General features: G+C 73.0%; 2 protein-coding genes. Both read right to left on the bottom strand.

All coding sequences use genetic code 11. The features are described from left to right. Positions 1-208: 208 nt before the first annotated feature. Positions 209-3,106: a penicillin acylase family protein gene (locus LCD33_RS27780; protein WP_224962732.1), complete on the bottom strand. Its 2,898-nt coding sequence runs from the start codon at positions 3,104-3,106 to the stop codon at positions 209-211. A 164-nt stretch (positions 3,107-3,270) separates the two neighbouring features. Then, a partial coding sequence (locus LCD33_RS27785) for a hypothetical protein (protein WP_224962734.1) occupies positions 3,271-3,459 on the bottom strand: 189 nt, incomplete at its 5' end.

The raw sequence follows: 3,459 nt of genomic DNA on the forward strand, positions 1-3,459 counted from the left end.
CCCCGGGGGGGGGCCCCCCCCGCCCCCCGCCCCCCCCGCCCCCCCCCCCCCGGGGCCCCCCCCGGGCCCCCCCCCCCCCGGCCCCCCCGGGCCCCGTCCACTCCACACCGCGCACGGGTGCCGGGGCGCTGCCTGCACACCGGTCTCGGAGTGAACGGACCGCTTGTCCGATCCCGTTGGACGAACGGTCCGTTCACTCCGCGGCGGGTCAGCGGTGGGACGTGAACTCCACCACCTGCTGGTACGTCGGCCGGTTCTGCCAGCTGATCGGGTCGTGCGCGATGCCGCCGATCTTGTTGTGCACGATCGCGTCGGCACACCACTGGTCGCCGGGTTCGCAGTCGGCGTCACCGGGGTAGGTCTGCTCGGCCGGCGTGTCGGCGGCGGCGCGGAGGCTGTCCTGCAGCGCCTGCCGGCACGCGTCGAGGTCTCCTTCGCCGCACAGCGAGTTCCCGGGCGCGGCGGGCCCGGTGCCGAACCCGCCGGGCACCTCGTCGCCGAGCGCGCCGCGCAGGTTCTTCGACACCTGCCCGTACCAGCCGTTGAGGAACGCCGAGCCCTGGTGCGGTTGCCCGACGTGCAGCCCGGGTTCCTCGTTCTGCCAACCGGAGGGCGATTCGTTGATGTGCTCGGCGCCGGTCAGCGCCCGGTAGGCGTCGGCGCCCACGGCGGGTTCGAAGATGCCGCGGGTGAGTTGCGGCCACCAGGCGTCGAGGAGTTCGACGGCGTCGGCGTGCGCGTACTCCCGGCTGCCGGGCTCGGTTTCGGTGCGGAGACCGCCGTCGGCGAGCCAGGCGCGCAGCGAGTCGATCTCCCCGGCGAGCGCCGGGTCGACGGGCCCGCTGTCGAGCACCCGCAGCAGGTCCGGCAGCACGCGTTCGGCGCGCAGGTCGGCGACGGCGGCCTCGGACATGGCGCGGGTCAGTTCGGCCCGGTCGACGCCGCCCTGGGCGACGAGTCCGCGGACGCGGGAGTCGAGCAGGTCGCCGCGCTGCACGGCGCCCTTGTTGAGGCCCGCGCCGCTGGTCCCGGGCGCCTGCTTGTTGTTCCAGCTGACGTAGTAGTCCTGGTCGACGGACTGCGGGTGCTGCTCCGGCGGCAGGTACCGGGCGGTGTTCCCGTCGGGGTTCCAGTCCTGCCAGTCGTGGGCGGGGTCGGCGAGCACCGGCATGCTGGGGTCGACGTGCGGTTGCCGCGCCGGGTTGGCCCCGGAGTTGAAGTAGGCGGTGTGCTCGGCGTCGGCGTAGAACCAGTTGAACGTGTAGTTCACGTCGTTCGCGGCCTGCTGGAACGCTTCCGGCGAGGTGATCTCGCCGGGGTCGTTGAACCGCTGGAACCCGATGATCGAGTCGACCTCGTGCTGGAAGGTGGAGCGCAGCGTGGTGTAGGCGACGGGTTTTCCGCCGATGGTGGCGCGGTGGGTGATCGGCCCGTACTCGGTGCGGAAGGACACGAGCCGGTAGGAGCCGGCGGGGGTGTCGTCACCGAGGTTCGGTTCCCACGCGTTGCGCCGCTCGACCTGCTTCATCGGCACGCATTCACCGCGGAACAGGTAGTGGTCGGCGTCCTTGGTGACGGAACCGCCGTCCGGGGAGCAGAGTTCGACGGCGTAGGTGTCGATGATGTCCTGGGCGGCGGTGGTGGCGCTCCACGAGTAGTCCTGGCCGCGGCCGAGCAGCGTGTAGAAGCTGAGTCCCGCGAACGAGGCGCCCTGGGAGGAGATCCCGGGTCCCTGCAGCTCTTGCAGGGTGAGCAGCTGCGGCGCGAAGTACCCGGTCTGCGGCCCGTACACGGCGATGGGGTGCCCGCTGGCGGTGTGCTCGCCGGAGACGAGCAGCGCGTTGGACATGCCGCGCGGTTCGGCCATGCCCGCGGGCAGCACGCCGTCGTCGAACATGCCGCGCAGCGCGTCGACCTGCTCTTCGCGGGGCAGCGGCCGTTCGGGCGCGGCTTCGGGGGCGGTCTGCGGCCCGGGCGCGGCGGCGTCGGGTTCGGCGGCGGAGCCGGTCTCGTCGAACACGAGCTGCTGGTCGGTGACGGAGCCGGGGTCGGGCATGGCGCGGCCCTGCGGGTCGTCCGGGGTGGCGGCGTAGGGGAATTCGCTGCCGTCGTGCACGGTGGAGATGGCTTCGGGGTCGTTCTCGGCGCGGAAGGTGCGCCAGACCTGTTCGCCGCGTTCGGGCCCGAAGCGCTCGTGCAGGGACATGCGGGCCACCGCCTGCTGCACTTCGTTGCCGCCTCCGCCGCCGAACTGGGCGCCGACGACGGAGGCCAGCACGACGAGGTCGGTGAGCTCGAAGGGTTCGATCTCGCCCGCGTTGGTGATGGGGTCGACGTGGCCGGTGGCGACGTATTCGCCGGGGAAGTAGCGGCCGTCGTGGGCTTCGCGGAGGTAGGTGTTGATGCCGTCCACGTAGGACTGCGCGTCGGCGAGGGCCTGCGCACCGCGCGGTCCCGATGCGGCGGCGCTGTCGATCTGCTGCTGCAGCTCCTCCTCGGTGTAGGGCGAGGTGGCGAAGAAGCTCTGCTCCAGTTCGCGGTTCGCGGGGGCGCCGCCGGCGAAGGGGCTGACCTCGCCGCGTCCGGCGTGGCGCAGCACGTCCATCAGGAACAGCTTGTCCTCGGCGGTGGCGTACCCGGCGCCGAAGGTGGTGCCCGCGCGGGTGTCGCCGTAGATGTGCGGGACTCCGGCGGACTTGTCCCGCACGACCGTGACGTCTTCGCGCGGCCGGTAGGTGCGGTCCACGTCGTCGGGTTCGACGCCGAAGGAGTTGTCGCTGAAGAACTCGTCGATGGTGCCGGTGGTGAGCTGCTTGTACCCGGTGGCCAGGTCGGCGTAGGGCGCGATCTGGTCGTCGGAGTGCTTCGGCTTGGTGCCGAACAGCAGGTGTCCGGCGAGTTCGGCGAGCGTGGCGTTGCCGTTCTGGCCGGGGGGCAGCACGTGGTGGCACTGCCCGCCGCAGTGGTCCGGGGCCTCGGGCGCGGTGAACCCGGACGTGCCGGGTGCGGCGGGCTCGGGGGCGGCGGCTGCGGCGGGGGCGAGGGCGAGCGCGCCGAGGAGGGCGCCGACGCCGAGTGCGGCGGTGATGCGGTGCGGCCCGGCCATCTGCGAGTCCTCTCGTCGGCTTCGGGCCGGACGCTAATCGAAGATCAGCGGAAATGAAATCAATTCACGTTCTGCGTGGATTCAGATTGAGCCGTCCGAGTGATCCGGTCACCCCGAACGCTCAGCTCCGCGACGACCACCGCTGCCCGGGTCGGCGCAGCGGCTCATCCGGCATCCGGGTGCCGCCCGACGTCCGCGGCCGCCCTCTCGACCGCCGCGGGCACCGGCGCGTCGCACCTCCCGGCCCCCGGCCGGTCCGGCACCGCCCGACCCGGCGCCACCCCGTCCGGCTCGTCCCGATCAGACCCGGCCCGCTCCGAGCCGGCCCGGCCGACCCCGGCCCGCTCCGGCAC

Source organism: Saccharopolyspora sp. 7B (assembly GCF_020177435.1).
GTDB classification, from domain to species: domain Bacteria; phylum Actinomycetota; class Actinomycetes; order Mycobacteriales; family Pseudonocardiaceae; genus Saccharopolyspora_C; species Saccharopolyspora_C gregorii.